Genomic DNA, 25,976 nt, shown 5'->3' on the forward strand with positions numbered 1-25,976 from the left:
GCTATTGCACAATAAATTCGGTAAACAGCACTTCCCGAAGATCCAAGGGAGGCTGGTTTTCCGTTAGCGGAACGCTCAATCGGCGAATGATCTCTTGGGCGAGCGTCTCTTTACCTTCGGTCGAAGTCAGCTGTTCTGCCTGCTTGCCGGATAAAAGAATCAGGAGACGGCTACGCACTTGCGGCATGTGCTCTTCGATGAGCGCCTTGCTCTCCTCGTTACCAACACGCAGGGTAATGCCTGTATAGAGAAGGCGTGACCCGTAGCGGTCATCCGCTAAGTTGACGGTAAAGGGCTCGATCTGGGTAAACACCGGAGGGGTGTGCTCCACCGTTTGCTGCTGAGCGTCACCCTCGGCGCTGTTATCGCGCTGGTCGAGTACGAGATAGATCGCTGCTGCTGCTCCTGCAGAGGAGAGCAAGACAAGAACGATCATTACCCAAAGCAGTTTTTTTGATCCGCCGCTTGATTCTGCCATTGTTGTTCCCATGATGTTCACGCATGACGCTAGCCAAGCATTATGCCTAACGCGAGTGATGGTGAAGAAACGAACAGGCTTCCTTGGGGAGCCTATCTTTTGGTTTAGCTAGTTAATCCGATCATTACTACGTACGTCATGACCAAGGCATACGTTGCTTTACGCATACAGGTCGACTCGCCCATCCAGCGTCACGGGCGTGCTTTCCGACGTAGGCGCTCCGATGTCGCCCTCTACGCTGCTGCCATCACCCGAGGCACCGCCACCGCTTTGTTGGGCGAAAGCTTGCTCGTTGGAGGCATTTTGCTCACCTACAGAGGTCTCTCCTAGCGAAATTCCCTGTTCTGCCAGCGCTTCGCGAAGCTGTGGAATCGCTTGCTCTACGACTTGGCGCACCTGCGCATGAGCCGACAGGAAATGTGCTTGAGCGCCATGCTCGGTCATCTTCAGTGAAATGGAGAGCGGTCCTAGCTCGGCTGGGTGCAGCTTCATTTGAATGTGTTGCTCACCGCCTCGCTGGGCAAATTGCACGAGCTGCTGACCAAGCTGTGATGGCCACGCAGGATGCGACACTGGCGTCCCAATGGATGAGGGCAGGGACGTGCTCGATGACGCGGCGATAGGTGTCGAAGCTGGGGTGGCACCGTTGGCGGTGCCCGGTAAGTTCAAGGCTAGCTCGCCTGCACTGCTAAACCGCGCAGTTCCCTCGCTTGCACCACTGCTGACCGCCAGAGCGCTCGCGATGGCCTCGCTACTGATCCCAGGGTGAGGCGGGGGTGTTGGCAGCGTCGGTGCCGTTAACGTGCCAGGGGTGGCTGGCTTGCCCTCCGTGGGGGAATGGGCGGGCGTGTGACTGAGTAGCGCGGCAATTTGCTGATTGAGTGTGTCAACACGCTGGCGAGACCCCGCCGTGTCCGTGTTTGCAGTGAGCTGTTGATAGGCGGTCACCAGGGCGGCAGCGTCCTGGTGGCTGATCGCTAACTGCTCTGCAATGTCGGCAATCGACAAGGTGTCTGTCGTGGATGCGCTCGATTGAGCTGGCGAATCGCTAAACGCTGCGACCAACGAGAGACGGCTGGCGATTTCATCCAGCGCTGACAGAGAAACATCGGTCGTGCCGTCGAGCACGCCTGGCAGCATCGCCAGCTGCTCTGCAGAGGGTTGCTCTGTGTTTTGCAGCTGCGCAAATAGCGCTGCCAAACCTTCTTGATCAAGCTCAATGCCCAGTGAGTCTAGCAGTGCCGCGAACTCTTTTAGATCGGTCGTTGCCTGCGAAGTAGGTGCCGAGCTGGCAGAAAGCGCTTGGGGCAATCGCGGTTGTCCTTCGTTGGCCTGCAGCATGGCTTGACGAAAAAGGCCGTTCGAGACGCTTTGAGCCCCCGTCGTCTGCGACGTCGACGCGCCACTTCCCTGACTAGGATTCGCAGAAAGTAACAGTTGAATATTCATGAATAGGCTTCCTGACGCGACGCTAAAGGGGTTTATCAGACTGCTGACGAGCCAGACGGTTAGTCACCATGTCATCGCTCACTTTTTGCTCGTGGCGTGCTTGGCGGCGGTGCTCCTCTAATAACCGACGCGAGGCCAGTGTATCGTAAGAGGAGAGTTTGCGCTGCTCCTGCTGCCAGTGCTGTTGGCTTTGTTGCACGCGTTTTTGCTGCGCCGCCAACGCTTGCCGGGCACGGCTCAGGGCGGCGTCCAGCGACGCCAAGAACTGTTGATAGTTGTACATGGTAGCGGGGTCGATACCGTCACGCATGGCCTGCTGTAAACGCTCGGCATACTCGACGCGATAGCGGTTGAGCGAGTGTAACTGTGCTTCGGTTTGCTGCTGCGTTTGACGCTCTTGCGCCAGCAGTTTGCCGGCTTGATCGCGCGCATCGCGCGCGAGATCTGTCAGCATATCGAGCTGTTGATGACTCATTTAGCCTCCCACTACCGTGTGCAGGGCTTGGCGTGACTCTTCAAGCGTCGCACACTCCTCGATATTTTGTTGAAGGAATCGCTCCAAGTCAGGAAAGCGATTGACGGCTTCGTCTAGCCGAGGGTCATGTCCTGGGCTATAGGCACCTACGCTAATCAGATCGCGATTGCGCTGATAGCGTGAAAAAATCTGTTTGAACGTGCGCGCCTCTTGCTGCTGCGCTGGCGTCACGATGGCGGTCATCGCACGGCTGATAGAGGCTTCTATATCGATGGCAGGGTAGTGACCAGCCTCGGCTAGCGTGCGAGACAGCACGATATGGCCATCCAAGATCGCCCTGGCCGAGTCGGCGATGGGATCCTGCTGGTCATCCCCCTCGGTGAGCACGGTATAGAACGCCGTAATCGAACCGCCACCTCGCTCTGCATTGCCGGCTCTCTCTACCAAACCAGGCAATTTGGCGAAGACGGACGGCGGATAGCCTTTCGTGGCGGGTGGTTCGCCAATGGCGAGAGCGATTTCCCGCTGAGCCATGGCATAACGCGTTAAGGAGTCCATGATCAGCAGCACGTTGCGACCGGCATCGCGAAACCCTTCGGCGATGCGCGTTGCATAGGCAGCCCCTTGTAAGCGCTGTAGCGGCGACGTGTCAGCAGGGGCGGCGACAACCACTGCTCGTCTACGCCCCTCTGGCCCCAAAATATTGTCAATAAAGTCCTGTACTTCGCGACCACGCTCGCCAATCAAGCCCACCACGATAACATCGGCTTGGGTATAGCGCGCCATCATGCCCAGCAGAACCGATTTACCCACGCCGGAACCTGCGAATAGCCCCATGCGCTGGCCACGACCCACGCTTAGCAGTGCATTGATGGCGCGAATGCCAACATCGATTTGTGATTCGATGGGCGCACGTGACAGCGGATTGAGCGGCCGAGATTGGAGCGTCGTGCGGGGAGCTTCCTCCACGCCTTCACGATCATCGAGCGGATTGCCATTACCATCCAAGACTCGCCCGAGTAGCTCGTCACCGATCGGGAAGCGGCGCGCACTGTGACCATTGCCATCGACCAGGGGAGTGACGCGTGCGCCCGGCATCAAGCCGGAAATTTCTTCGAGGGGCATCAGGTAGAGCTTATCGCCCGAGAAGCCGACGACTTCGGCTTCGGCATGCTTATCGCTGTCGTTCAAGCGGCCATCTGCGCCCGGAAGTTCGATCTGGCAGGCGCTGCCAACGGCGACGCGTAAACCGACCACTTCGATCACCATGCCCGTTGCACGCACCACACGACCGCTAGTGCGGTAATACGGCAGCCGACCAACGCGCTGAGTCGTGCGCTGAAGGGCTTTTTGCCATCGCTGTTGATGGGGGCAACGGAGGTGGTTCATCGCATTACCCCGAGGATGCCGCGCTATGGCGTTTACGGAGCTGGGCCTGAACGCTGTGCCAACGGCTCTCGAACGTGGCATCCAGTTCGCCCTGGGCACTGGTCAGGCGGCAACCACCCCGAGTCAGTTGGTCGTCTGGTTGCAGCGTCCAGCCGGCGGCTTCCAGTTCGCTGCCTAAGTGCTCGGTGACCAGCTCGTGATCGGCGGGGTTGAGCCACAGTCGCTGTTTACCCACCAGTGGAGGCTCCGTGTGCAGCAGTTCCCGCACGATGGCGAGGATATGCTCGGGGTGCGCGTCTAGTGCGTCGCCTGCTAGCTGCTTACCGGTGGTCAACGCCAGCTCTGCCAGATCGTGGGCGATGGTTTCGTCGAGACGCTCGAGGGCCTCCGAAAACTGTTTGGCCAAAGCCGCTAGCGGGGTCACGCTCTTGCGAATCTGTTCATTGAGTTCTTGCGCGGCGTGCTCACGCCCTTCGCTTAGCCCTTGGGCATAGCCCTCGTCGTGGCCACGCGTCAACCCTGCCTGATACCCCTCCTCTTCGGCAGCTTGGCGAAGACGTTCGTAAATCTCTTGGCGCTCTTGCTCTTCACGGGCACGCGCCTCTTCTGCGGCGCGCCGGGCGGCCTCGACTTTACGCTGGTGCTCGCTTGGCACGGCGGCGCGGCTGTCAGGCTGTGCACGGCTGGGCGCTGCCAGCTCGTCCATCTGCCAGCGCCGCCACTCGCCGTGGCGATCAAACTCTGGCGTATGCGTATTAGACATACTCGTCGTCTCCGCCCGCTAGGACGATCTCTCCGGAATCGGCCAGACGGCGGACGATCTGCAGGATCGCTTTCTGCTCGGTTTCTACCTGAGAGACGCGAATGGGGCCACGGGCTTCCATGTCTTCGCGTACCAAATCGGCGGCGCGCTGGGACATGTTGCGCAGGAACTTGTCCACCAACGCGTCCTGGGCACCCTTGAGGGCCACCACCAAGGAGTTGGTTTCGACTTCCTGTAGGACCATCTGAATGGCGCGGTTGTCCAGGTCCAGCAGGTTCTCGAAGAGGAACATCTCGTCGATGATCTTCTGGGCAAGGTCTTCGCTGTGCGAGCGAACGGTTTCGATGGCCACCTCTTCCTGAGAAGAGTTCATCAGGTTGAGGATCTCTGCGGCCGTTCTTACGCCGCCCATCTTGCTGCGCTTGAGGTTTTGACCGTCGAGCATGCTGGTGAGTACCTCGGTGAGCTCTTGGAGAGCCGCTGGCTGTACGCCACTGAACGTCGCAATCCGTAGGACGACATCGTTACGCAGCTTCTCTTCGAACAGCTCGAGAATATCGGCCGCCTGATGGCGGTCCAGGTGTACCAGAATGGTGGCAATGATCTGCGGGTGCTCGTCGCGGATGAGTTCGGAGACCATGGACGCTTCCATCAGGTTCAGGGCATCGATACCTGAATTTTCGCCCGTGGTTTCGAGAATGTCTTCGATGAGGCTGGTAGCCCGCTCACTGCCGAGCGCTTTGGTCAGCACCGAGCGAATGTGCTCGCTCGAGTTGAGGTTCAGCGCCACGAACTCTTCGGTTTCACGGTGGAACGCTTCCAGCACGGCTTTCATGTCTTCATGCGAAACTTGGTGAAGCCGTGCCATTTCGGTACTGATCTCTTGCACTTCGCTGGCGCTGAGGAACTTGAAGACCTCGGCGGCGCTGTCTTCATCCAGTGCCAGCAGGAGAATGGCACTTTTACGTGCGCCGCTCATTTCAGCAATGCTAGTCATTGGCGTTCATCCAGCTGCGAATGATCATAGCGACCATGCGGGGATCTTCCTGGGCCATCTCCCGCAGGTCGTTAAGATTGTGTTCGTAGAGCGACGTTTTACGACGACGCTTGGGCTTGTTGCTGTAGGTGTCTTCCTCGTCGCCCTCGCCTTCGCTGCCTTCTTGCTCGTCCTCTTCACCGCCTACGCTGGTGTTCAGCGTGCCGCCAGGCATGGCAGCCGCCATGACCGGGGGTTGCGTATAGCGTTTGATCAGCGGACGCAAAATCAGCCAATAGAGCAGTAGGGCAGCGATAGCAACAAGAAGGTAGCGACCCAAGGTCGCTGCCATGGCGATGTTGTCGGGGTGTTGCCACCAAACAGGCTCGACGCGAGTGTCATCGTCGCCAGCAAAGGGCGTATTCACCACTTCGACCTGATCGCCTCGCAGCTCAGAGAAGCCCATGGCCTGCTGAACCAAGCGCTCGATTTGTGCGATCTCTTCGGCGCTGAGGGCCACTTGCTCTACTTCGCCCTCTTCGTTCGTGACGTTACGGAAGTTGACCACGACCGCTGCGGAGAGTCTTTGCACTTGGCCCAGACGGTGCTGAATGTGTTCGATGCTACGATCGACTTCATAATTCACGACGTCTTCTTGGCGCAGATTGCGTAACGCGCCCGGTTCGGCCTCGCCGTCTCCTTCGCCATCGCCCTCTTCGGCATCGGGCTGATTGATCGGGGAGGGCGCCACACCCGGCGGGGTGTTGCTGAGGGCGCCGGGAATGCCGGTGGCAAGAGGGTCTTCGCCATCATAAGAGAGGCTCAATTGACGGCTGCGCACGGCTGATTCGTTGGGCGCCTGGTTGGGGCTATAGCGCTCGGAGGTCTGCTCACGACGTGAAAAATCGATCTGCGCGGCTACTTGGGCGCGCACGTTATCACTGCCCATGATGGGCGACAGGATGTTTTCGATACGCTGCTGGTAAGAGCGCTCGACTTCCGTGATGTACGCCAACTGAGTGCCGTCGAGGTCACCTCCCTGGGCGCTGTTGGCCGTGAGGAGACGCCCGTTTTGATCGACGACGGTGACGTCTTCGATGGCAAGCTCTGGCACGCTGCTGGAGACCATATGAACGATGGCGCTCACTTGTCCCTCGCCCAGCACTCGGCCCGGCAGCAGGGTCAGCACCACCGACGCTTTAGCAGGCTCGCGGTCGCGGATGAACACCGACGGCTTCGCCATGGATAGGTGAACCCGCACGCTTTCGACGGGGCCAAGCGACTCGATGGAGCGAGCAAGCTCGCCTTCCAGGCCGCGTTGGAAGTTGACCTGCTCAGCAAACTGACTGATCCCGAACGCCTGGGTTTCCATGAGTTCAAGGCCAAGATTGCCCCCTTGCGGGAGACCCTGCTCAGCCAGTTGAAGGCGCAGCGTGTGCACTTGGTCGCTCGGGACTAGCAGTGCTTGGCCGCCCTGGCTGAACTGGTAAGGAACGCCGCGGGTATCTAGCTCAGTGATGATTCGGCCGCCGTCGGCTTCGCTGAGATTGCTGTAGAGCACCCGGTAGTCGGGACTGCTGGCCCACATGAAAAGGGCCGCCACCACCGCGATGGATGCGGCAGCCGCCACCAGTACCACCACAAGCGGATTGCCGCGCAGCTGTTTCATAGTGCGCTCAAAAGCCGATGGGTTGCTGGGTTCGTTCTCTGCGGCTCCGCTACGCGGAGGGCTTTGTGTCGTGCTGTTTTGACGGCCTGCCGTCGCACCCGTTTCGCTCATGCGTCCCTCCACAAGGGAAGGCAAAACGGGGGTCGACCAAGGCGCATCACCAAAGAAGGCATAGGCTATATCCGTCAATCGCGGTTATCCGCTGAAAGAATGAAGCGGAATTGTGATGGACGCCATTATCCGGGGGTGCGTCGACCATAAATGAACGAAAAGCTTGGCTTTTCACACGCATTTGTTCGTATGAGGCTTTTCGTACCGATGATAGGCTTGCGGCATTAAATGAACACCCGCACATTGAGGCAAGCGTATGAGTTCACCTTCCATACAGTCTGCGCTGCAGCAGATGCAGGGGCTCGCCGCCCAAGCGGCCCAGCCGATCAAGGGCGAGCAACTGACGACGGCGGTCGGGCAGTCTGGCTTTGGCAGCGAGCTACAGGCCTCTATCCAGCGCATCAATCGTTTGCAGCAGTCGGCGAATGCAAAAGCCATGGCCTTTCAGGCTGGCGAGCCGAACATCGAGCTCAACGATGTCATGGTCGACATGCAAAAAGCGAGCGTGGCCTTCCAAATGGGGATGCAGGTGCGCAACCGCTTAGTAACCGCCTACCGCGATGTCATGAACATGCAGGTGTAATGCGACTGACTTAGGTCGACGGGACATGAGGTCGGCATGGGCATAGGGCAGTTGACGGTCTGTTATCGCTTGATGGTAGCGCTCATCCTTGGGCGCTCGGTCTGGATGAGAGGGTCGGATGCCTTGTTGTTACGCCTGTAGCGAGATGAGCTTGCCTTGTAACTCCTCCAGACGCTCAGCCATCTGCAGTATCTCCTCGGCGGGTATCTGACGTATGACATCGCCCGTTTCACGATCGATGACCCGGGTGATGATGCGTGAAGAGTGTTCGCTGATATCGAACTCTAGCCCTCGCGGGCGCATGACGTCATTGATGCGCTGGAGGGGCTCGACCAGGGCGTCTTTCGTGGTCTGTTCGGCGTCCGAAGGTGCCTCCGTGACGGCCGTGATCTTGGCGGAGTGAGTGTCGATGCGTGAGCGCTCCTGGGGTAGAGCAGCGACGACCGGGGGTGTGGTTGAGTCGATGATGAGTGGGCCCATGTACAACGTTCCTCTTTAAGCTAAGCCTGTCATGGCTGGGTAACGTAACCGAGTAAAGGCGCGAGGCCGTTTACCGTTCGGTGATGAGCCTCTTCAGAAGTCTATCGGCGTATTTGCCGCCAACTTTATAGTTTTTACTATAGACGAAAAGAAAGTGTTATTAGCCCTATGGCGGGCATACGGCTCCATAAAAGCTTCTGTTATGCTCTGCTGCTTTGTGATGAGTGTTAACGCATAACGCGTTCGGGGAAAGCGAGGCACGCATGGAAGTCCAGCAAGATGAGTACGAGAGCGTCACGAGTCCGTCGGCCATTAGCTCTCTGTTAAATACCATGATCGAGAGCGGCGGCGTTTCTCTGTGCTTGGCAACTCCTGATGCGCGGCCCGAGCCTATCGTGTTGATGGAGCAGCACGAGGGCGACACGCTCGTCATGGATCTGTCGTCCGTTGATTATCTGCTCAGTCGTTTGCAGCAGGGGGAGCAGTTCTTCCTACGTGGTCAGTCCCAGGGGAAAGTGGTCAGAACGCCGCTTCTCTCGTTGACCGAAACCCGCCGTTCTGGCGGTCGTTTTTTATGCTGTAGTGATTATCCGGCCTCGGTTGACGTGTTGCAGCGTCGTGAATCTTACCGTGCCGAACTGCGCATGGGCATGGTGGTTGCGGCAACCGTTTTTGGAGAGGGGGGCGACAGTGCGTTGGGGGAGCTGCGCGACCTATCTCAAGACGGCTGTCAGCTCGAATTACCGCTGACGGCCAGCGGTGTCCTGGCCGAGACCGATGCGCCGCTGAAGCTCGCTTTTACCTTTCCAAACGGCACTTATTTTGAAGTTCACGCGGTCGCCCGTCACCAAAAGACCGATCCTGAGCGCCACTTGCTTCGCGTTGGCTTCCGTTTTGCCGGTTGCACGTCTGAGCAAGAGCGGCAGATTTGGTACTTCGTCTGCGAGATCGAACGCGAGGCATCGCGCTATCAGAAGGACGTTCAGGAAGAGCGTCAGCCGTCGCCACTTTTCGAGCAGCCCGGTCGGCGGACGCCGGATACCGAGCATGTAGGACGACGCGATATTCGCCGCTACGCGACGCCGATGGCGCGCCGCTTGGTCAAAGTGGCGGCGTATTTGGATGCTCAGCTGCTGCTGTTACAGCAGGGGAGTGACATCGATTCGCGCCAGCTGTCGCGCAACGCAGATCGTTTGTTGATGCTTCACGAAGAGGATCGTGAGGGCTTGCTATTTGCCTCTCGCTGCCTCTCTCTGGAGCCACTGCTGGTGCGCCACGGGATTGCCGTCGCGGTGCATTTGCTGGATTTGGTGGGCGATAACATGCCCCGAGAAGTGCGCAAAGCGATCGTGGCGAGCGGACTGGTGCACGACCTGGGCAAGGCGCTGGTCCCTCAAGTGGTGTTCAAAGCGCCCCACTTCGAGGCGAACCACCGCCGCGCGTTAAGCGAGCACGTATCACTGCTATTGGCGCGTTTGCATACCTGTCAGTGGCTGTCTGCCACCGTGGCGCAGGCGGTGATTGGCGGAATCAATGAGCGTCTCGACGGCAGCGGTTATCCAGAAGGGTTGACGGGAGACGATATCAACGAGCTGGCGAAAGCGAGTGCGATCGTCGACGTGGTTGAAGCTATGCGGCGTGATCGGGCCGATCGTCCTGCGCGCACGGCTCAGCAGATCTATCGTCATCTTCTCGCGCATCCTCACCAGTTCGACCCGCGCTGGATCAAGCGTTACATCGAGCATTTCAAAACGTTGCCGGTGGGCTCGCTGGCGCTCTTCTCGAGCGAGCAGTTGGCCTGGATTCTACGCCTCGATGAGAGTGGCGCGCCGTCGGAGGTGGTGCTGACGCAGCAGTCAGAGCCGCCCATGCGTGACACTCTGGGAGCGGTTGTTCGCGGTGATGTCTTGGAGCGTTTGGGTAAACCCATTCGAGAAGTGGCGGTCTCAACGTAAAGCACCAGTGCAGTGCAACCGGCCAAAATTAAAACGTAATTAGGCTTAAAGTCCGCGCTGCCTGCGCCGATATATTCAGTAAGTGAGCAAGCACGCTCAACTATCAAGATGAAACAGCCGTTTGCCGCGATGGGCGCGGCTGTGGTTTTACCTCAAACAGGAGTGCCCGCTAATGACTTACACTCGCGGTGGCGCCGCTAACGGACGTGGTGCAAATGCGTATGCCCGTGTCGGCGTTGAAAGTGGTGTTATGTCTGCTGATCCGCATCAGCTGATCGTGATGCTCTTTGACGGTGCTCAGGCAGCCATCCGTGCGGCGCGTATTCACATGCAGGCTGGTAATCGGGCAGAGAAAGGGCGCTCGATTTCCAAAGCCCTCGATATCATCAATAACGGTTTGGCAGCTGCCCTCGACCAAGAGAAAGGCGGTGTGATTGCCGAGCGACTTGCATCGCTCTACGACTACATTGCTCGCTTGCTGTTGACGGCTAACCTGCGCAACGACGAAGAGAGCCTCAATCAAGCCGAACGGTTGCTTGAAGATATCGCTTCCGCCTGGCGTGAAATCGGTCAACAGCAGAGTGCATGAGGCAAGCATGGCAGCTTCCGAAACAGCCCATCGTCATTCGCAGCAGGCACTCCTGGATGCCTATGCAAAGCTGTTGGTGCGCGTGCACTATATGCACGAGCTCGCCAACGCAGAAAAGTGGGCAGAACTGATCGAGCAGCGCAGCAACTATGTAGTGCTGGTCGAAGAGGTGCGTGAATTAGATGTCACGGTGGTGCTCGATGCTCAGGCCAAGCAGCGCAAGTCCGAGCTGTTGGAGCAAATCCTGGAGCACGATGTCGAGATTCGCCGCCGTTTGGTCGCCCGACGCGATGAGCTTGGTAAGTTGATTGGCGTGACCCAGCGTCAGCGCGACCTGCACCGTGCGTATGCGCCGCAGCAGGGAGCATACAACGGTTACGAGAGCGACCCCTCTCGCGATAAGGGGGCATCGTGAGTGGCATTACGCCGCTTATCGACACTCTTTTACATCAAGTGCTTGGTCGCCAAGCCGAGGTGTCCACGCAGCGTGCGCTGAATGCCCCCGTGCAACCTGTGTATGCCGGTGACGGTCCGCGAGCACTGCAAGGAGATGCCGGGCTGGATGGGCGCCCACTGGCACCGCTACTCGGTGACCTAAAGCGCCTGCCAGGCTCTCCCGATGGGTTTCGTCAGGCGCCTCCTGGTACGCTGCCCGGTAATGCGCCCAGCTCGACACAAACCCACTTTAGCCCTGCCGCACGCACCATCGCCGATGTGTTGCTGCGTTTTCCTGCGCCTCCCACCGTGCTGCGCCCCCAGGCCCCGTTAATGTCGACGCAGGAGCCGCCTTCGGCACCCGTAGTGGCCAATCGGTTAGAGGCGAGCATTCGTGATAGCGGGCTCTTTTACGAAGCGCATCTCAAGCGCTGGTTTCAAGGCGATACCTCTCGGCAGCAGTTGATGCGTGAGCCGCAGATGCAGCCAGGGCCTCGCCCTGCCGCTGTTTTCGTACCCAGTTTCACGTCGGCAGTGCTGAGTGCCACCGCCACTGCGCCCGCCTCGGCGCTGGTGACAAGCACCGCGCCATTCACCATTTTGCCGAATACCCCACTGACCCCTTTGACAGGCAATCAACCGTTGCTGGAGCGGCCCGCCATGTTGCCGCCCAGCCCCAATGCCGTGCCATCGCCCCTGACGAACAGTCGAGAGCCCCCCCAGTTGCCTGTCGCCCTGCCGGCAAGCAGCGAATGGGACGTGTCGAGTCGTGGGCCAAGAGAGATTGTGCACGAGAGTCTTCAAGGGCTGGTGCGTCAACAGCTAGAGATGATGGTAACGCCGACGCTGCGTTGGGAAGGTGATGTTTGGGCGGGCATTTTTATGGCGCTCGTCATCAACCTGCCCGGCCGCGACGGGCAAAAAGAGGGAGCGGGTGGCGAGGGCGAAGCCGACGAGGGGTGGCGTTCTGAAATGCAGCTCGATGTTCCTAACCTGGGGCGTTTCAACATTGCACTTGCACTTTACCAGGGAGCCTTGACGATCAACCTAACGGCCGAGGACGCCGAGACGCGGCAGCGCCTGGAAGAGGGGGTGGGCGCGCTGGAACAACGATTGAGCGCGTTCGATTTTCGTAAAGTTAAGGTCATGGTTAGACATGTAACATTGGAGAGCGATGATGGCGACCTCGGGTGATCGACGCCGCCAAGCCGTCGCGCTGGCCTATCAAGAGGGAGAGCAAGCCCCGCGTGTGGTCGCGAAAGGGTATGGCGAACTCGCGGAGCGCATCATGGCGGAAGCGCAGCGCCAGGGGATTTACGTACACGATGCCCCTGAGTTGGTAGCGCTACTGATGCAATTGGACTTGGATGCAGAGATACCCGCCAGTTTGTACCAAGTCGTCGCTGAGCTGCTCGTCTGGGTCTTCGAGCTATCGGACGGAGGGCTGAATCAGCGTGAAAGGCTCAAGTAGCCAATACAAGCGTTGTATGCAACCATGATACTGGGTAAGAAAAAGTCATCAATGGCGCCAGTATAATGGTCACAATGTCGCGCCTGTGTCGTTCGATGGGACACTATGAGTCAAACAAGCTTTCTCGATGAGATTCAAGAAATTAACTTAGCGTATTTGCTACTTGCGCAGCGCCTGCTAAGCGAAGATCGCGAGGCGGCCATGTTTCGCCTAAAAATCGACGGCGAGCTCGCCGACCTTTTGGTATCGCTCAATGCATGGCAGCTCACCAAGCTTGCGCGGAGCAATCAGTTGGTATGCCGGTTCAGCCATTCGAGTGGTCAACGGCTACGCGAAATTCTCGAAAACCCCAGGGATCAAGGGCTATCAGGCCTGCATGCGTCGCTGTTATCTGCCTGTGAGCCGATGACATCGCTAACGTCAGGAGAGTCGAAGTGAGCCAGAAGAGCTTGGTTGATGAAATGCACCAAGTGCAGCTGGCAATCGAGCTGATTGAGTTAGGTGCACGTTTGCAGGTGCTGGAAACGGAAACGGAGCTGAGCCGCACGCGCCTGATCAAACTTTATAAAGAGGTGCGGGGCATGTCGCCGCCCAAAGGGATGCTGCCATTCTCTGCAGATTGGTTCGTCACTTGGCTGCCCAACGTGCACTCCTCTTTTTTCTACAACATCTATGTCGGGCTGTTGAAAGGCGCGGGCTGTGAGCGCATCGATGCTTTCGTCAAGGCGTATCGCTTGTACGAAGAGCAAATCTCGCTGGAGGATGTGGAGCCAGTATTAGGGTTAACGCGCGCTTGGACACTGGTGCGTTTTTTTGAAAGCGATCTGCTACAGCTGACCACCTGCACGCGCTGTGAAGGCCACTTTGTCGCTCACGCCCACAGTCCGACGCACGATTACGTGTGCGGTATTTGTCAGCCCCCCTCGCGTGCTGGCAAGACCCGTAAAGCATCGCGTTGAACGTATAAAATTGTCACGCCCCTAGCGGCGAGGCCGAGAATTAATAAACTACCTCTTTAACGGTTAGATAGCGGTAAAAGGCGGTGGTACTTTTTCATTAAACAGCGCACTCGTCTTAGTATGATGTGGCTAAGTAGCACTTGGGATGGAGCGGTGCCTGTGTGGTCAAGCCTGAGGCCCTGCTCTTTTTGAAAAAACTGATATCGCAAGGACTCTGCTTGTGCTGATTCTTTTAGGTTATGTGGTCGTACTGGTGTGCGTATTCGGCGGCTATGTACTGGCAGGTGGCAGCTTGGGGCCGCTGTATCAGCCGACGGAGCTGCTGATGATCGGTGGGGCGGGCGTGGGGGCGTTCATTGCCGCCAACAACGGCAAGGCCATCAAAGCAACGTTCAAAATTCTGCCGCGGCTAAAGCGAACCAAAAAATATAACAAAGCGCTCTATATGGAATTAATGGCGCTGCAGTACAAAATTCTCTCCAAGGTACGCCGTGAGGGGATGCTTGGCATCGAGCGCGATATCGACAACCCCGAGGAAAGCCCGCTGTTTCAAGAGCACCCGTCGGTGCTGGCAGACCCGCATATCATGAACTTCTTGACCGACTATCTTCGCCTAATGGTGAGTGGCGGTATGGAGCCCATGGAAATCGACGAGCTGATGCTGCATGAGATCGAGGTCTTCGAACAGGAAGCGCACGTGCCCATCGACGCCATTGCCAAAGTGGGTGATGCCATGCCTGCGTTCGGCATCGTGGCGGCGGTCATGGGGGTCATCAAGGCGTTGACCTATGCGGACGCCACCGCTGCGCAGATGGGGGAGATGATCGCACTGGCACTGGTCGGTACGTTCCTAGGGATTCTGCTGGGTTACGGCTTCATCAGCCCGATTGCGAGCTACGCCGACCGTCAGGCCAAAGAAGCGGAGAAAATGCTGCAGTGTATCCGCGTCACGCTGCTGGCGAGCCTGCATGGCTATGCGCCTCAGCTTGCCGTCGAATTTGGCCGTAAAGCGCTGCATACCGCAGAGCGCCCCAGCTTCACCGAATTGGAAGAGTACGTGCGCGACGCCAAAAAGGGCGGTAATGCATGAGTAAGGGTGGGGATAAGCGTCCGATTGTCATCCGGCGCAAAAAAGTGGTCCATGCCCACCATGGGGGGGCATGGAAGATCGCGCTGGCGGACTTTATGACCGCGCTGATGGCGCTCTTCTTGGTGATGTGGATTCTGAGTGTGTCCAGTGAAGAGACTCGGCGGGGCGTGGCGGAGTACTTCAGTACCCCACTCGTCACGGCCATTACCGGGGGAGATATGTCGGGAAGCACCAGCGTCATTCCCGGTGGTGGGCCTGACCCTACGCACAGCGATGGTGAGCGCGCGCGCATCGACGTGCTGCAGCACACTCGCCCCAGCGCTCAAGAACGACGCTTCTTCGATGACTTGCAAGAGCGTATCGAGCGCGCCATCGAGCGTGACCCGGAGCTGCGTGAACTGCGTAACCAGATGCGTTTCGACTTAACCCGGGAAGGGTTACGGATTCAGCTACTGGATACCGAGCAGCGCCCCATGTTTGAGTTAGGGAGCGATCAGGTAGCGCCGTACATGCGCAGCCTGCTGCGTACCATGGCTCCGTTGTTGAACGATTTACCTAACGATCTCAGCATCAGCGGTCACACCGACAGCGTTCCTTATGCCGGTGGTTATCGCGGGTACAGTAACTGGGAGCTCTCCAACGACCGTGCCAATGCGTCGCGTCGTGAATTAGTGGCCGGTGGGCTTGATCCAGATCAGCTTTTACGCGTATCGGGCTTTGCGGATCGCGTGCTGTTGTCTGACACTGCGCCCACGGATCCGATCAATCGTCGTATCGAGCTCGTCGTGCTGCTGCCAGAGATCGCCGAAGCCATTCGCAACCCAGGCATTCTCTCGGCGGACGACACCCTGCCAGAGGGCGAGGTGCCCGAGGCACTGCTTCCCGACGACGCCTTGCCCAGTGACACGGCGCTCGATGAGCCGGTACCAGCAGAACAAGTGCCACCAAATACGCCACAGGTCGACGATGAAGGGTAATCGCGGCTTGTCACAAAAAAATATGACGTTCACGTGGAGCGGTGCATGGATATAGCGGATTTTTTTGACACCTTTTTTGAAGAGGCTGAAGAGCTGCTTGCCGACATGGAGCAGCACTTACTGGAACTGGATGTCGATGATCCGGATAGCGAGCAGCTAAACGCTATCTTCCGCGCAGCCCACTCTATCAAAGGTGGCGCAGGAACCTTCGGTTTTAGCGTGCTACAGAAAACCACGCACATTTTCGAAAACCTGTTGGATCATGCTCGCAAAGGCGAACTGACCCTGCGTGCGGAGCACGTGGATACCTTTTTAGAGGCCAAAGACATCATGCACGAGCAGCTCGATGCCTACCGCAACGAGGAAGAGCCCAATCAAGAAGCGTATGAGCGAATCTGCCAAACGCTGCAGCAAATTGCCCTCGAAGAGATAGGCAAAACGCTCGATGCTCCTGCGGCTGCCCCTGCACCCAAACAAGAGGCGCCCAAAGAAGAGAAAGAGACCGCGTCCGCGAGCAGTGGCGGTGAGCAGAGGCTCAAAGTGGCGCTTCTGAACGTCGGTGATAAAGATCGTGGACTGCTCGTCGAAGAGCTAGAGCAGCTAGGCGATATTCAATCCCAGTCGGGGGACGAAAAGCGCTACGAAGTCACGCTGACGGGTGGCGTCAGTGCCGATGATATCGAAGCGGTCATGTGCTTCATCATCGAGCCGGATCAAATCGAAATCACGACGCTGGGCGAGGCAGCCCCCGCTGCGGCACCAGCACCCGACGCGCAAGCCGACAACGTCACCCCTGCCGCAGAAGCACCGGTAGTTGAAGAGAAACCGGCCGCACCGGCTCTGGAAAAAGCGCCTGCCAAAGCACCCGCCAACAAATCGACGAAGGCTGCGCCCAAGAAAGCGGCTGCTGAGTCCTCCTCCATTCGTGTCTCGGTGGATAAAGTCGACCAGATCATCAACCTGGTGGGCGAGCTGATCATTACCCAGTCCATGCTCGATCAAACGGTTAGCGACCTGGGCGACCAGTCGGTGGGCAACAGCTCACTGCAAAATGGCATGAGCCTGCTGCAGCGTAACGCGCGTGATCTGCAAGAAGCGGTCATGTCGATCCGTATGATCCCCATGGAGTTCGTGTTCAGCCGTTTCCCTCGCGTAGTACGTGACACCGCTGGCAAGCTCGGTAAAGAGATCGAGCTGGTGACGGAAGGAAAATCCACCGAGCTGGATAAAAGCTTGGTCGAACGTATCACCGACCCGCTAACGCACTTGGTGCGTAACAGCTTGGATCACGGCATCGAAATGCCCGATGAGCGCGAAGCGCTGGGCAAGCCACGTACCGGCAAGCTGGTCCTCTCTGCCCGCCATCAGGGGGGCAACATCCTGATTGAAGTGCGCGACGACGGTGCCGGCATGGATCGTGATCGCTTGCTGGCCAAAGCCCGTGAAAACGGCTTGAACGTCTCGGACACCATGTCGGACGAGGACGTCTATCAATTGATCTTCGCTCCCGGCTTCTCCACGGCGAAGGAGGTGACCGATGTCTCCGGCCGTGGCGTGGGGATGGACGTGGTCAAGCGGAACATTCAAGGAATGGGTGGCCGGGTAGAAATTCAATCCAAGAAAGGCGAAGGCACCAATACACGTATCGTGCTGCCGCTGACGCTGGCCATCTTGGACGGTATGTCGATCAAAGTCGGCAACGAAACCTTTATTCTGCCGCTCTCTACCGTGCTTGAGTCGCTGCAGCCTGCCAAAGGCGATATGTATGCCATGGCCGGAGACGACGTGGTACTCAAGGTGCGCGATGAGTACCTCCCGGTCATCGCCATTCACGAAGTGCTGGACGTCGAAAACGCCATTACCGACCCGACCAAGAGCATTGCCGTGATCGTCCAAGGGGAAGGGCGGCGTTACGCCATGCTGGTGGACGAGTTGATCGGCCAGCAGCAGGTCGTGGTAAAGAACCTCGAAGACAATTATCGCAAAGTGCCCGGCGTATCGGCCGCTACCATCTTGGGGGATGGCAGCGTTGCGCTAATTCTCGATATCACTGGCTTACACCGTTTGAGCCGGGCCAAAAAAGAAGCAGGGAAAGTCGCTAATCCACCCCATCTCTCTTATTACAAGGAGGCTGAGCCGTCATGAGTCAAGCATCTAATGAGGCGGTGCTAGCCGCCGCCGAAGCGGAAAATCGCGAATTTTTGGTGTTCTCGCTGGGCGATGAAGAGTACGCCATCGATATTTTGAAGGTGCAGGAGATCCGCGGTTACGAAAACGTGACCCGGATTGCCAATGCGCCCGACTTCATCAAAGGGGTGACGAACCTTCGCGGTGTGATCGTGCCCATCGTGGACCTGCGTATCAAGTTTCACCTGGATAACGTCGAGTACGGCGGCCAGACCGTGGTGATCGTCGTCAACGTGGCCGATCGTATCGTCGGTATCGTGGTCGATGGCGTCTCCGACGTCATGACCCTGACGCCGGATCAAATCAAGCCGGCGCCCGAGTTTGGCGTCACGCTCTCCTCCGATTTCCTGAGCGGCCTCGGTAGCCTAGACGACCGGATGCTCGTCTTGGTCGATATCGACAAACTGCTGACCAGCGAAGAAATGGCACTGGTCGACAGCACCAGTAACCGCTAACGACCTGCCACGGGGCACACGGAGCGTGCCCGTCTCGAGCCAATGAACAACCCGCTCTGGCGCCATGGATAGCGCTGGCCAGTACGGTTGTGTTTGGAGAAAAGCGTGTGACACAGCTAGTACGTCAACTGATGAGTAACATGACCGTCCGACTCAGTTGGGGGCTGGTGCTCGCCACCTTCAGCGTTTGGGTACTCATCGCCTGTGGGATTGGGCTTTATGCGCTGCATCATGGGGCGAACATCGTCCAGAGTGCCAACGACCCGCAGGCGCAGCAGCTGGCGTTCAGCGCCTTTGCCACCCAAATTCGCTGGGTGTTGATCGGCGTGGTCGCCATGACCTTGCTCACGGTCGCGGTGGTGGTGTGGGGCGTGAGCGCCAACGTGCTGCGCCCGCTAGATCGACTGGTGGGTTATTTCGAGCGCATGGCGCAGGGAGATCTCAATCAACAGATCCGCTCGCCCGGTAATAACGAGATCGGCAAGCTCTATAGCGCGATGGCGCACATGCAAGGCTCGCTCTCCGAGACCGTTGGTGTCGTCCGGCGCAGTGGAACGACCATCTTCGAGCGTTCGCAGCATATTGCCAGCGGTAACAACGACCTCTCCTCGCGTACCGAACAGCAGGCCTCCTCCCTCGAAGAGACCGCGTCTAGCATGGAGCAGCTCGCCTCGACCGTCAGTCACAATGCCGACAATGCCCGTCAGGCCAGCCAGTTAGCGGGTGACGCGACACTCACGGCACGGCGCAGCGGCGAGGAAGTCAGTCAGATCGTCGATACCATGCAAGAGATCAGCGCCAGTTCCCATCAGGTCGCTGACATCATCACGCTGATCGATAACATTGCCTTTCAAACCAACATCCTGGCGCTGAATGCGTCGGTCGAGGCGGCGCGCGCTGGCGAGCACGGCAAAGGGTTTGCCGTGGTGGCTCAGGAAGTGCGGAGCCTTGCTAGCCGAAGCGCCAGCGCGGCCAAAGAGATCCGCACGCTGATCGATACCTCGCTCGGCAAAGTGGATGTCGGCACCCAGCGTGTCAATCAGGCAGGTCAGACCATGCAGGATCTGGTGGCCGCCGTGCAACGCGTCAGCGATATCATGGATGAAATTGCGTCCGCCTCCGAAGAGCAGAGCAATGGTATTGGTCAGGTGAATCAGGCCGTTGCCCAAATGGACCAAGTCGTGCAACAGAACGCGCAGTTGGTGCAGCAAGCCGCTCGCAGTGCCAACGAACTCGAAAGTGAGGCGGCGCGTCTGCGTGAAGCCGTCGAACGCTTCCAAGTAGCAGGCTCCGGTCAAGCGCTGTCACACACCCGAGCGGCCGCGCCGGCTATCGCCCCCGCGCCTCGCGCCCCCCAGCCTGTTGCGAAACCCGTCGCGACCACCAGCACCGACGAATGGGAAGCTTTTTAAGAGGGCGGCATTTTCCGCCACCAGAATGACCCGAAGACGTGCCACAACATCAACAATAAGGCAGCATGATGCGTAACAACCAGCCAGTGACTCAACGGGAAGTTGAGCTTAAACAAGACGATTTTCTTGTCTCACGCACGGATTTGAAAGGGCGGATTACCTACGCCAATCCGGCGTTCATCGAGATAAGCGGCTATCAGCACGACGAGCTGATCGGGGCACCGCATAACCTGATTCGTCATCCGGATATGCCGTCGCCCGCGTTTGAAAATCTTTGGAAAACCGTTCAGGCCGGTGACACCTGGCGGGGACTGGTGAAGAACCGCTGTAAGAACGGCGACCACTACTGGGTCGACGCCAGCGTAACGCCGATTGTGGAAAACGACCAAGTGATTGGTTACACCTCGGTTCGCGTGCAGGCAACCCGTGAGGCGATTGCGCAAGCGGAACGGCACTATGCCGACATGCGTGAGGGGCGCCAAAAGCGTCTCTACCTCGATAAGGGTCGTGTACGCCAGAAAGGGGTGTGGCAGCGTATCAAGCGCACCCGGCTCGACACCATTCGTGCCAAGTTGATCGGCATGGTGGTGGTCGCGGGAGCGCTACTGACGGCCAGCGGAGGATTAGGGCTTTACGGCCTGAACGTGGCGGGTGATCGGTTGGGCGAGCTAAACGACGACGGACTCAGAGACGTTATTCGGTTACAGCAGATCGACCAAACCATCGCTCAGACCCGTCAATCGATGATCGAGCCCGAGCGTATGGAACTGATCAACCAGCGCTTCGAGATGGGCGAGGCCGTTGCTGACAATGCCGCTGAAGTGGCCAGTGTGTGGGAGGCGTTCTACCGCCGCGACGTGAACGCGACACCGCTTGCCGATGCCTTCAACGAACAGTTGCAAGCCTTCTTGACGAACGGCATGAACCAAGCGGCAAGCGTGCTACAAGCCGAAGAGACGTACCAAGCCTTCACCGGCCTGGACGGGGTGATCAACGTCATGAATGAGGATGGGCGTGCCCTATCGGGCATGGTCAACGAGCTGATAGCGCAAAAACAGGCGGCCGCCGAGGCCATGGCCGCAGATGCCGAGCGTGGTCAGACAGCCATGTTCACGGCACAGGCCGCGATGCTGGGCATAGGACTATTGCTGCTGGTGCTCATCAGCGTCGTGACGCTGCGCTCGATCATTACGCCGCTCAAGCGCGCCTCGCGTTTCACGCTGCAAATTGCCGGTGGCAACCTGGCGGCCCGCGTACCGCCCAAACGGCGCGATGAGATTGGTCAGTTGATGGACTCGCTCAATACCATGCGCAAAAGCCTGAGCAGCATCATTAGTGACGTGAAAGGGGGCATCGAAGTCGTCACGCCAGCCGCCAAAGAGATCGCCAGCGGTAACGAAGCGCTTTCGTCGCGTACCGAGCAGCAGGCCGCATCGCTGCAGCAAACCGCCTCGAGCATGGAGGAAATGACCACGACGGTACGGCAAAACAGTGATAATGCTCAAGAAGCGCGGCGGCTGGCCGATAATAATGCAACAAGGGTTACACAAACCGGCGAATTGATGACACAACTGGTCGCCAATATGCAGCGGATTACCCAAAGCTCACAGAAAATGACCGAGATCATCAACGTCATCGATTCGATTGCCTTTCAGACCAATATTTTGGCCTTGAATGCATCGGTAGAGGCCGCTCGCGCTGGTGAGCATGGCCGGGGATTCGCCGTAGTGGCCGAAGAAGTGCGCAAGTTGGCCGGACGCAGTGCTGGGGCATCGCAAGAGATTCGTTCGTTGATTGACGCATCCAACCAGCAAGTCAGTGCGGGTGCCGGTCTGGTGGAGAAAGCCGAAGCAGCCATCGTTGACGTTGCTGACGCCGCCCGCAGCGTGACCCACATCATGCACGATATCTCGGCAGCCTCCGAAGAGCAGAGCAGCGGGATTGCGGAGGTCAATCAGGCCGTCGCAGAGATGGATCAAGCAACACAGCAAAACGCCCTGCGCGTTCAAGAAACGGCGCAAGCGGCAATGGCATTAGAGCAGCAGGCAAGCCTGTTGGCGCTATCGGTGGAAGCGTTCCGGCTCACGAGTCAGGGGCCGTTGACGCCGCCAGCCGGTCAATCTGGCATGGCCGCTTTACCGAGCGCCAAGGCACCGCCTGCGGCAGACAAGATCAGCAGCGCCACAACGCCTGCGCCGAGTCATAAGAAGCGGCAGATGGCCTCTGTAGAGGAGTGGGAAGAGTTTTGACAGACCAACGCGAACGGGGTAGCGACGCCGGCCAATGGGCGTCCAGTGGACAGATCGAGCGTGATCTGGTGCTGACCGATGCGGATTTTGCGCGTATTCGAGAGTTGATTTATCAGCGCGCAGGCATCGTTTTGGCCGAGCATAAGCGTGAAATGGTCTACAGCCGCTTGGCCAAGCGGCTGCGTCATCACGGCATGACGCGCTTTACCGACTACCTGTCGCGGCTGGAGCGTCAGCCTGACGCGAAAGAGTGGGAAGCGTTCACTAACGCGCTGACGACCAATCTCACGGCTTTTTTCCGTGAGTCACACCACTTTCCGCTGCTTGCCGACCACATCAAGCACAAGCCTGATCCCGTCACCATTTGGTGCTCGGCGGCATCGACGGGGGAAGAGCCCTACTCCATCGCCATGACGCTGTTGGAAACCCTGGGGCCCAAAGCGTCCCAGGCCAAGGTCATTGCCACGGATATCGACACCGAAGCGTTGGCCAAAGCGCGTAAGGGCATCTATCCCCAGGAGCAGGTGCGCAAACTCGACGAAGCGCGGGTTAAGCGGTTCTTTCAGAAGGGGACCGGCAACCATATCGGGCTTGCCCGTGTGCGGCCGGAGGTGTCGGCACTGGTAGAGTTCATGCCACTCAATCTATTGGCACCCCAGTGGCCGGTCAAAGGGCCGTTCGATGCAGTGTTTTGCCGTAATATCATGATTTATTTCGATAAAGACACGCAGGCCAAGATTTTGAAGCGGTTCGCACCGCTCATGAAGCCCGACGGTCTGCTTTTTGCAGGGCATTCCGAAAACTTCTCGTATATCAGCGATGCGTTTAAGTTGCGCGGGCAGACGGTTTACACCCTCGCGAAATAAGTGAACAAAAGATGCGCGCTTCGCTCGGCCGTGGGCGTTATCCCCCCACGAGCGACGCGGCAATGGCTACCGTAAGAGGAGGCGTGCTTTGAGCGCAGCCAAGATTAAAGTGTTGTGCGTCGATGATTCGGCGTTGATTCGTGATTTGCTGACGGAAATCATTAACTCACAGCCCGACATGGAAGTCGTCGCCGTTGCGCCTGACCCCATTGCTGCCCGTGATTTGATCAAGCAGCACAACCCTGATGTGCTGACGCTGGATGTCGAGATGCCGCGTATGGACGGACTCGACTTTTTGGAGCGCTTGATGCGTTTGCGCCCGATGCCGGTGCTGATGGTGTCATCGCTGACGCAAAGCGGTTCTGAAATCACCCTGCGAGCGCTGGAGCTGGGCGCGCTGGATTTTGTTGCCAAGCCGAGCCTGGGCATTCGTAGCGGCATGATGGAGTACGCCAACGAGATCGCCGATAAGCTCCGCGCTGCCGCACGCTCTCGCCCACGTCAGGCGCGTCATAAGAACACGCCCCCGCCCAGCCAGTTAAAAGCGCCGATGACGACCAGTGAAAAGCTCATCATCATCGGCGCCTCCACGGGAGGTACCGAGGCCATCCGCGCGGTACTGGAGCCGCTGCCCGCCAACGCGCCTGCCATTTTGATCACTCAGCACATGCCGGGGGGCTTTACCCGCTCTTTCGCCGAGCGTCTGGATCGTTTGTGCCGCATCACCGTGAAAGAGGCCACCGACGGCGAGCGTGTGCTACCCGGTCACGCTTACATTGCGCCCGGCGATCAGCACCTGGAGCTGGCGCGTAGCGGTGCGAACTACGTGGCCCGGCTCAACGATGGACCGCCGGTGAACCGTCACCGTCCGTCGGTCGATGTGCTGTTTCACTCGGCTTCGAAGCATGCCGGTAAGAACGCCATCGGCGTGATTCTCACTGGGATGGGGAAAGACGGCGCGGCGGGGCTGTTGGAGATGCGCCAGGCAGGCGCGCCCACCATCGCCCAGAACGAAGAGTCCTGCGTGGTGTTCGGCATGCCTCGTGAAGCGATTGCCGTTGGGGGCGCCGTCGAAGTCGTCGCGCTCGACGACATCCCGTCACGGTTGATGGCGCTCATCGCCGCCTCCGGTCGCGCCCAGCGCGTTTGACGACACGATAACGATCATCACCAGGACAGATATTGACAAGGGAAGCTACAACAATGACTCGCTTGCTGCGCAATCTCAGTATTCATGCCGCCGTCGTCACGGCACTTACATGCTTCGTCGCCCTCATTTTGGTGGTGGCCGGGCTAGGGGTCATGGCCGACCGTAACGCGCAAACCAATCTGGCTACGCTCAATTTGATTGGCAATGAACAGCTCAACGAGCTGAACCGCGCGGATTCGCTGCTCAATCAGGCCATGCTGGCGATGGAAACGGCGTCGAATCTGTTGATGGTGGGGCGTACGCAGCAATCCAACGAGCAGGTCGATGTGGCGGCCAACCGCATCGAGCGGGCCGAGCAGCGCTTCAATAAGTTCGCGGCCGCACCACGTACGCCCCAAGGGCAAGTATTGGGTGAGGCGGTGGATGACAATTTCCGCACGGTACTCGAGCTGGTCAAACAGCAGCACGCCAGCTTCGAGTTCATGGATATCAATACCTTCAATCAGTTGCGCGGTGAATTGGCAGAACCCCTCAGCGAGCTTGCTGAAAGCACCACGGCGTTTGTCGAGTACGCTTTTGATCGCGTCGACACAACGCGTACCGATGCCGAGTCCCAGGGCGATACCTTTACGCTGATTAACGCTCTTGCCGTTGGGTTGGCCCTGCTGGTCACGCTGTTGATCTATCTCGGCTTGCGCCGTACGGTCATTGCGCCGTTGAACAATGCCGTTCAACGGCTGGATCGTATTGCCGAGGCGGATCTGACCCAGCCATTGCCCGAAGCCGGTAAGAATGAAATTGGACGCCTTTTCGCGGCCATGGCGACCATGCAACAGAACCTCAGCGCGACCGTGACACGCGTACGCGAAGGCAGCCGCGAGATTCACCACGGTACCCGAGAAATCGCCAGCGGCAATGCGGATCTCTCGTCACGCACCGAGCAGCAGGCTGCTTCGATCGAGCAAACGGCGGCCAGCATGGAGCAGATGACCGCGACCGTGAAGCAGAACGCTGACAATGCCCGTCAGGCCAGCACCTTGGCTGCGGACGCCTCGACCACGGCCGAGCAGGGCGGCGACGTGGTTCAGCAAGTGGTCGAGACCATGCAGGGTATCTCCACGAGCTCGCAGAAAGTGGCCGACATTACCAGTGTGATCGATTCGATTGCCTTTCAGACCAATATTCTAGCGCTCAACGCCTCCGTCGAAGCGGCGCGGGCCGGTGAGCAGGGGCGCGGCTTTGCCGTCGTGGCGGGCGAGGTGCGCAACCTCGCTAGCCGGAGTGCCGATGCCGCAAAAGAGATTAAAACGCTGATTGACGCCTCTGTTAGCCAAATCAACCAGGGCTCTTCTCTGGTAGAAAAGGCGGGTCAAACCATGACCGACGTGGTCACGGCGGTGCGCCGCGTGACCGATATCATGGATGAGATCTCCGCTGCGTCTCAGGAGCAGAGTGATGGTATCGAGCAGGTGAGTCAGGCCGTTGGCCAGATGGATCAGGTGACGCAGCAAAACGCTGCGCTGGTGCAGCAAGCCTCTGCCGCTGCGGCGTCGCTCGAAGAGCAGGCGAATCGCTTAGAGGAAGCCGTCGCGGTCTTTCAGGTGGTGAGCGCCCAGTCCGCGCGCAGCGCGTTACCGCCGCAGCGTGTCGCGGCGTCGAGCGCGCCTAGCAAACCCGCGCTGGGGAAAGCAGCACCGTCTGCCGCTACGCCGTCGCCGCGTCAAGCGACACCCCAACACCACGATGAGTGGGAAGAGTTTTAACCCTGACTGAATTGACAGTCACCCAATACATGATGTTAGTGAGAG

General features: G+C 58.5%; 25 protein-coding genes. 17 read left to right on the top strand and 8 right to left on the bottom strand.

The features are described 5' to 3' along the window. Position 1: 1 nt before the first annotated feature. From fliL to fliF, 7 genes are all read right to left on the bottom strand, one after another. Positions 2-478 (bottom strand): flagellar basal body-associated protein FliL, encoded by a 477-nt coding sequence (gene fliL, locus NH398_RS16135; RefSeq protein ID WP_159340596.1) that lies wholly within the window; start codon positions 476-478, stop codon positions 2-4. A gap of 159 nt (positions 479-637) precedes the next feature. Continuing rightward, positions 638-1,927, bottom strand: a complete 1,290-nt coding sequence (locus tag NH398_RS16140) for a flagellar hook-length control protein FliK (RefSeq protein WP_253019258.1) — start codon at positions 1,925-1,927, stop codon at positions 638-640. Between the two features lie 22 nt (positions 1,928-1,949). Continuing rightward, the gene (gene fliJ / locus NH398_RS16145) at positions 1,950-2,402 is read right to left on the bottom strand and encodes a flagellar export protein FliJ (protein ID WP_159340598.1); all 453 of its coding nucleotides are present in this window, start codon (positions 2,400-2,402) and stop codon (positions 1,950-1,952) included. After that, the gene (gene fliI, locus NH398_RS16150) at positions 2,403-3,791 is read right to left on the bottom strand and encodes a flagellar protein export ATPase FliI (RefSeq protein WP_253019259.1); all 1,389 of its coding nucleotides are present in this window, start codon (positions 3,789-3,791) and stop codon (positions 2,403-2,405) included. A gap of 4 nt (positions 3,792-3,795) precedes the next feature. Next, entirely contained in the window at positions 3,796-4,554 is a 759-nt protein-coding gene (fliH, locus tag NH398_RS16155) for a flagellar assembly protein FliH (RefSeq protein ID WP_253019260.1), read from the bottom strand. After that, positions 4,547-5,551, bottom strand: coding sequence for a flagellar motor switch protein FliG (gene fliG / locus NH398_RS16160; RefSeq protein ID WP_159340601.1), 1,005 nt, complete (start codon positions 5,549-5,551; stop codon positions 4,547-4,549). Before fliG ends, fliH begins: the two co-directional genes overlap by 8 nt. Beyond that, a complete protein-coding gene (gene fliF, locus NH398_RS16165) occupies positions 5,544-7,310 on the bottom strand; it encodes a flagellar basal-body MS-ring/collar protein FliF (protein ID WP_253019261.1) in 1,767 nt (588 codons plus the stop codon). Before fliF ends, fliG begins: the two co-directional genes overlap by 8 nt. Before the next feature lie 256 nt (positions 7,311-7,566). Between fliF and fliE the strand changes: the two genes are divergently transcribed. After that, on the top strand, positions 7,567-7,893 hold the full coding sequence (gene fliE / locus NH398_RS16170; RefSeq protein WP_159340603.1) for a flagellar hook-basal body complex protein FliE: 327 nt from the start codon (positions 7,567-7,569) through the stop codon (positions 7,891-7,893). Positions 7,894-8,022: 129 nt separating this feature from the next. On the opposite strand, the gene NH398_RS16175 is transcribed toward fliE, so the two are convergent. Then, positions 8,023-8,373, bottom strand: a complete 351-nt coding sequence (locus NH398_RS16175) for a flagellar protein FlaG (protein WP_253019262.1) — start codon at positions 8,371-8,373, stop codon at positions 8,023-8,025. Between the two features lie 263 nt (positions 8,374-8,636). On the opposite strand from NH398_RS16175, the gene NH398_RS16180 reads away from it, so the two are divergent. From NH398_RS16180 to NH398_RS16255, 16 genes are all read left to right on the top strand, one after another. After that, positions 8,637-10,328 carry an HD domain-containing phosphohydrolase gene (locus NH398_RS16180; protein WP_253019263.1) on the top strand — a complete coding sequence of 564 codons (1,692 nt, stop codon included), beginning with the start codon at positions 8,637-8,639 and terminating at the stop codon, positions 10,326-10,328. A 172-nt stretch (positions 10,329-10,500) separates the two neighbouring features. Continuing rightward, complete coding sequence (gene fliS / locus NH398_RS16185; RefSeq protein ID WP_253019264.1) at positions 10,501-10,917, top strand: flagellar export chaperone FliS; 417 nt, start codon at positions 10,501-10,503, stop codon at positions 10,915-10,917. Between the two features lie 7 nt (positions 10,918-10,924). Continuing rightward, positions 10,925-11,332 (top strand): flagellar protein FliT, encoded by a 408-nt coding sequence (gene fliT, locus NH398_RS16190; RefSeq protein ID WP_159340607.1) that lies wholly within the window; start codon positions 10,925-10,927, stop codon positions 11,330-11,332. Continuing rightward, complete coding sequence (locus NH398_RS16840) at positions 11,329-12,546, top strand: flagellar hook-length control protein FliK (RefSeq protein WP_253019265.1); 1,218 nt, start codon at positions 11,329-11,331, stop codon at positions 12,544-12,546. Before fliT ends, NH398_RS16840 begins: the two co-directional genes overlap by 4 nt. Then, the gene (locus NH398_RS16200) at positions 12,530-12,823 is read left to right on the top strand and encodes an EscU/YscU/HrcU family type III secretion system export apparatus switch protein (protein WP_159343668.1); all 294 of its coding nucleotides are present in this window, start codon (positions 12,530-12,532) and stop codon (positions 12,821-12,823) included. Before NH398_RS16840 ends, NH398_RS16200 begins: the two co-directional genes overlap by 17 nt. 105 nt (positions 12,824-12,928) lie before the next feature. Next, positions 12,929-13,261, top strand: a complete 333-nt coding sequence (gene flhD, locus NH398_RS16205; RefSeq protein WP_253019266.1) for a flagellar transcriptional regulator FlhD — start codon at positions 12,929-12,931, stop codon at positions 13,259-13,261. Beyond that, complete coding sequence (flhC, locus tag NH398_RS16210) at positions 13,258-13,782, top strand: flagellar transcriptional regulator FlhC (protein WP_159340610.1); 525 nt, start codon at positions 13,258-13,260, stop codon at positions 13,780-13,782. The genes flhD and flhC overlap by 4 nt, the downstream gene beginning before the upstream one ends. Before the next feature lie 220 nt (positions 13,783-14,002). After that, positions 14,003-14,872, top strand: coding sequence for a flagellar motor stator protein MotA (gene motA / locus NH398_RS16215; protein WP_253019267.1), 870 nt, complete (start codon positions 14,003-14,005; stop codon positions 14,870-14,872). Beyond that, positions 14,869-15,849 carry a flagellar motor protein MotB gene (motB, locus tag NH398_RS16220; protein ID WP_159340612.1) on the top strand — a complete coding sequence of 327 codons (981 nt, stop codon included), beginning with the start codon at positions 14,869-14,871 and terminating at the stop codon, positions 15,847-15,849. Before motA ends, motB begins: the two co-directional genes overlap by 4 nt. Before the next feature lie 45 nt (positions 15,850-15,894). Beyond that, positions 15,895-17,994, top strand: coding sequence for a chemotaxis protein CheA (gene cheA / locus NH398_RS16225; RefSeq protein WP_253019268.1), 2,100 nt, complete (start codon positions 15,895-15,897; stop codon positions 17,992-17,994). After that, a complete protein-coding gene (gene cheW, locus NH398_RS16230) occupies positions 17,991-18,491 on the top strand; it encodes a chemotaxis protein CheW (RefSeq protein WP_044629561.1) in 501 nt (166 codons plus the stop codon). Before cheA ends, cheW begins: the two co-directional genes overlap by 4 nt. Before the next feature lie 131 nt (positions 18,492-18,622). Continuing rightward, the gene (locus NH398_RS16235) at positions 18,623-19,903 is read left to right on the top strand and encodes a methyl-accepting chemotaxis protein (protein ID WP_339119593.1); all 1,281 of its coding nucleotides are present in this window, start codon (positions 18,623-18,625) and stop codon (positions 19,901-19,903) included. 68 nt (positions 19,904-19,971) lie between these two features. Further along, entirely contained in the window at positions 19,972-22,152 is a 2,181-nt protein-coding gene (locus NH398_RS16240) for a methyl-accepting chemotaxis protein (RefSeq protein ID WP_253019290.1), read from the top strand. After that, complete coding sequence (locus NH398_RS16245) at positions 22,149-23,018, top strand: CheR family methyltransferase (RefSeq protein WP_159340614.1); 870 nt, start codon at positions 22,149-22,151, stop codon at positions 23,016-23,018. Before NH398_RS16240 ends, NH398_RS16245 begins: the two co-directional genes overlap by 4 nt. An 88-nt stretch (positions 23,019-23,106) precedes the next feature. Beyond that, the gene (locus NH398_RS16250) at positions 23,107-24,168 is read left to right on the top strand and encodes a chemotaxis response regulator protein-glutamate methylesterase (RefSeq protein ID WP_253019269.1); all 1,062 of its coding nucleotides are present in this window, start codon (positions 23,107-23,109) and stop codon (positions 24,166-24,168) included. Between the two features lie 53 nt (positions 24,169-24,221). After that, complete coding sequence (locus NH398_RS16255) at positions 24,222-25,931, top strand: methyl-accepting chemotaxis protein (RefSeq protein WP_253019270.1); 1,710 nt, start codon at positions 24,222-24,224, stop codon at positions 25,929-25,931. The last annotated feature ends 45 nt before the right edge of the window (positions 25,932-25,976 follow it).

The organism is Halomonas sp. CnH100-B, from assembly GCF_024124605.1.
In the GTDB taxonomy this organism is placed as follows: domain Bacteria; phylum Pseudomonadota; class Gammaproteobacteria; order Pseudomonadales; family Halomonadaceae; genus Vreelandella.

Coding starts and splice junctions, on each gene's coding strand:
- fliL (WP_159340596.1), bottom strand. CDS start 478: ATGGCAGAATCAAGCGGCGGATCAAAAAAACTGCTTTGGGTAATGATC.
- NH398_RS16140 (WP_253019258.1), bottom strand. CDS start 1,927: ATGAATATTCAACTGTTACTTTCTGCGAATCCTAGTCAGGGAAGTGGC.
- fliJ (WP_159340598.1), bottom strand. CDS start 2,402: ATGAGTCATCAACAGCTCGATATGCTGACAGATCTCGCGCGCGATGCG.
- fliI (WP_253019259.1), bottom strand. CDS start 3,791: ATGAACCACCTCCGTTGCCCCCATCAACAGCGATGGCAAAAAGCCCTT.
- fliH (WP_253019260.1), bottom strand. CDS start 4,554: ATGTCTAATACGCATACGCCAGAGTTTGATCGCCACGGCGAGTGGCGG.
- fliG (WP_159340601.1), bottom strand. CDS start 5,551: ATGACTAGCATTGCTGAAATGAGCGGCGCACGTAAAAGTGCCATTCTC.
- fliF (WP_253019261.1), bottom strand. CDS start 7,310: ATGAGCGAAACGGGTGCGACGGCAGGCCGTCAAAACAGCACGACACAA.
- fliE (WP_159340603.1), top strand. CDS start 7,567: ATGAGTTCACCTTCCATACAGTCTGCGCTGCAGCAGATGCAGGGGCTC.
- NH398_RS16175 (WP_253019262.1), bottom strand. CDS start 8,373: ATGGGCCCACTCATCATCGACTCAACCACACCCCCGGTCGTCGCTGCT.
- NH398_RS16180 (WP_253019263.1), top strand. CDS start 8,637: ATGGAAGTCCAGCAAGATGAGTACGAGAGCGTCACGAGTCCGTCGGCC.
- fliS (WP_253019264.1), top strand. CDS start 10,501: ATGACTTACACTCGCGGTGGCGCCGCTAACGGACGTGGTGCAAATGCG.
- fliT (WP_159340607.1), top strand. CDS start 10,925: ATGGCAGCTTCCGAAACAGCCCATCGTCATTCGCAGCAGGCACTCCTG.
- NH398_RS16200 (WP_159343668.1), top strand. CDS start 12,530: ATGGCGACCTCGGGTGATCGACGCCGCCAAGCCGTCGCGCTGGCCTAT.
- flhD (WP_253019266.1), top strand. CDS start 12,929: ATGAGTCAAACAAGCTTTCTCGATGAGATTCAAGAAATTAACTTAGCG.
- motB (WP_159340612.1), top strand. CDS start 14,869: ATGAGTAAGGGTGGGGATAAGCGTCCGATTGTCATCCGGCGCAAAAAA.
- cheA (WP_253019268.1), top strand. CDS start 15,895: ATGGATATAGCGGATTTTTTTGACACCTTTTTTGAAGAGGCTGAAGAG.
- cheW (WP_044629561.1), top strand. CDS start 17,991: ATGAGTCAAGCATCTAATGAGGCGGTGCTAGCCGCCGCCGAAGCGGAA.
- NH398_RS16235 (WP_339119593.1), top strand. CDS start 18,623: ATGAGTAACATGACCGTCCGACTCAGTTGGGGGCTGGTGCTCGCCACC.
- NH398_RS16240 (WP_253019290.1), top strand. CDS start 19,972: ATGCGTAACAACCAGCCAGTGACTCAACGGGAAGTTGAGCTTAAACAA.
- NH398_RS16255 (WP_253019270.1), top strand. CDS start 24,222: ATGACTCGCTTGCTGCGCAATCTCAGTATTCATGCCGCCGTCGTCACG.